The organism is Caulobacter sp. CCH9-E1 (genome assembly GCF_001556515.1).
Lineage (GTDB): Bacteria > Pseudomonadota > Alphaproteobacteria > Caulobacterales > Caulobacteraceae > Caulobacter.
On the sequence record NZ_LSJA01000047.1, the window covers coordinates 1 to 2,772 of the forward strand.

Sequence of the window (2,772 nt, forward strand, 5' to 3'; positions counted from 1 at the left end):
TTCTCCCCTTGCGGGAGAAGGTGTCAGCGAAGCTGACGGATGAGGGGTTGAAAGATCTTTCCGGATAACGGAGCGCGACCCCTCACCCGGCCCTATCGGGCCACCCTCTCCCGCAAGGGGAGAGGGGGCGCTCTTTGCCCCTCAAAAATCCGGCGCGGGAGGGGGGCTCCCGCGCCGAGGGCACACCAAGGTCGGTCGCGCCGGGGGGAGGCGCGCCGCGCTCGCGGAGCATGGGCTTCGAAACGTCGGGACGCGTGCAAGGCGCGTCCAAAGCCCGTGTCTCACCGCGAACGCCCTGAACAGACGCGATCATTCTTTCGGAAATACAGATGCTGCGCCGTCCATTTCTGGCGCGTTGACGGCCCGCTCGATCACGACTGAAACTATTGTTCGAATTTGCAGTATGGAGGACAGGTCCGTCAACGGCGGGCGCCTCCGAATTGGGCGCCGTTACGGCGGTCTGGACATCCGCGCCGGAGCGTGCAGGGTTTCTCAAACGGTTGTTCAAGCCGAAATCAACTTAAGAGCAAGGGTGGAAGCCGCATGGCCGCGATCAACGCCGTCACTGATTTCTCCGTGGAAGGCGACGTCGGCGTCGTCACGCTGAACTCGCCGCCGGTCAACGCCCTGTCGGCCGTGGTCCGCGAGGGGCTGAAGGGCGCCTTCGACGCCGCCATCGCCGATCCGGCGGTCAAGGCGATCGTGCTGATCTGCGACGGCAAGACCTTCATCGCCGGCGCCGACATCACCGAGTTCGGCAAGGCCATGACCGGCCCGTCCCTGCAGGACGTCCAGAACGTCATCGAGAACGCGCCCAAGCCGGTCGTCGCGGCGATCCACGGCACCGCCCTGGGCGGGGGCCTGGAGGTGGCGCTGGTCGCGCACTATCGCGTCGCCGTCCCTTCGGCCAAGGCTGGCCTGCCCGAGGTCAATATCGGCCTCTTGCCCGGCGCCGGCGGCACCCAGCGCCTGCCGCGCATCGTCGGCGTCGAGAAGGCGCTGGAGATGGTGACCAGCGGCCAGCATGTCCCGGCCAAGGCCGCCCACGCCATGGGCCTGTTCGACGAGCTGGTCGAGGAGGGCAAGCTGCGCGAGGGCGCGATCGCCTTCGCCCGCAAGGTCGTGGCCGAGAACCGTCCGCTGAACAAGGTCCGCGAGCTGAACGACAAGGTCGAGGCCGCCCGCGGCAAGCCCGAGATCTTCGAGGCTTTCCGCAAGGCCAACGCCAAGAAGTTCCGCGGCTTCAGGGCCCCCGAGAACAACATCAAGTGCGTCGAGGCGGCGGTGAACCTGCCGTTCGACGAGGGGCTGAAGGAAGAGCGGCGCCTGTTCATGGAGCTGATGACCGGCAGCCAGTCGGCCGCCCAGCGCTACGTGTTCTTCGCCGAGCGCCAGGCCGCCAAGATCCCGGACGTGCCGGACGACACCCCGACCATCCCCGTCAAGAAGGTCGGCGTCATCGGCGCCGGCACCATGGGCGGCGGCATCGCCATGAACTTCCTGAACGCCGGCATCCCGGTGACGATCATCGAGGCCAAGAAAGAGAACCTCGATCGCGGCGTCGGCGTCATCCGCAAGAACTATGAGAACACCGCCAAGAAGGGCCGTCTGACCCAGGACGACGTCGAAAAGCGCATGGCGCTGCTGACGCCTTCCATGGAAATGGAGGCGCTGGCCGACTGCGACATGATCATCGAGGCCGTGTTCGAGCTGATGGAGATCAAGAAGGAGGTCTTCGCCAAGCTGGACAAGATCGCCAAGCCCGGCGCGATCCTGGCCACCAACACCTCGTATCTCGACGTCAACGAGATCGCGGCGGTGACCAGCCGGCCGGAAAGCGTGATCGGCACCCACTTCTTCTCGCCGGCCAATGTCATGCGCCTGCTGGAACTGGTGCGCGGCGACAAGACGAGCAAAGAGGTGATCGCCACCTGCATGAAGCTCAGCAAGGCCATCGGCAAGGTGCCGGTGCTGGTGGGCGTCTGCTACGGCTTCGTCGGCAACCGCATGCTGGCCCAGCGCCAACGCGAGGCCCAGAAGCTGATCCTGGAAGGCGCCATGCCCTGGGACGTCGACCGGGTGCTGTACGACTTCGGCCTGCCGATGGGACCGTTCGCGATGAGCGATCTGGCCGGTCTCGACATCGGCTGGGACCCGGCCAAGACCAGCTCCTCGACCGTGCGCGAAGTGCTGTGCGAGATGGACCGTCGCGGCCAGAAGAACGGCAAGGGCTTCTACGACTACGACGAGAACCGCAACGCCAGCCCGTCCCCTGTGGTCGAGCAGGTGATCCGCGACTTCGCCGAGAAGCGCCAGATCCAGCGCCGGACGATCACCGACCAGGAGATCCTGGAGCGGTGCCTCTATCCGATGGTCAACGAGGGCGCGAAGATCCTGGAAGAGGGCAAGGCCATCCGCGCTTCCGACATCGATATCGTCTGGATCAACGGCTACGGCTGGCCGGTCTATCGCGGCGGCCCGATGTTCTGGGGCGAGCTCGTGGGCCTCGACAAGATCCTGGCCAAGATGAAGGAGTTCCACGCCGAGCTCGGCGACGACTTCAAGCCGTCCGCCCTGCTGGAGCGCCTGGTCGCCGAGGGCAAGGGGTTCAAGGACGCTTAGGGGGGGCTAGCGCCCTTCAAGCTTCAAACTAGCGTGTCATCCCGGAAACGCCGCAGGCGTTATCCGGGACCCAGGGGTGAAGGAACGCGGTGCGGGCCGCCCCTGGGTCCCTGTGTATTGCGATGTAGGTCAAGCGTTGGCTTGATGGTT

General features: G+C 65.6%; 1 protein-coding gene. It reads left to right on the forward strand.

The features are described 5' to 3' along the window. Positions 1-543 precede the first annotated feature (543 nt). On the forward strand, positions 544-2,622 hold the full coding sequence (locus AX690_RS02490; protein WP_066680892.1) for a 3-hydroxyacyl-CoA dehydrogenase NAD-binding domain-containing protein: 2,079 nt from the start codon (positions 544-546) through the stop codon (positions 2,620-2,622). The last annotated feature ends 150 nt before the right edge of the window (positions 2,623-2,772 follow it).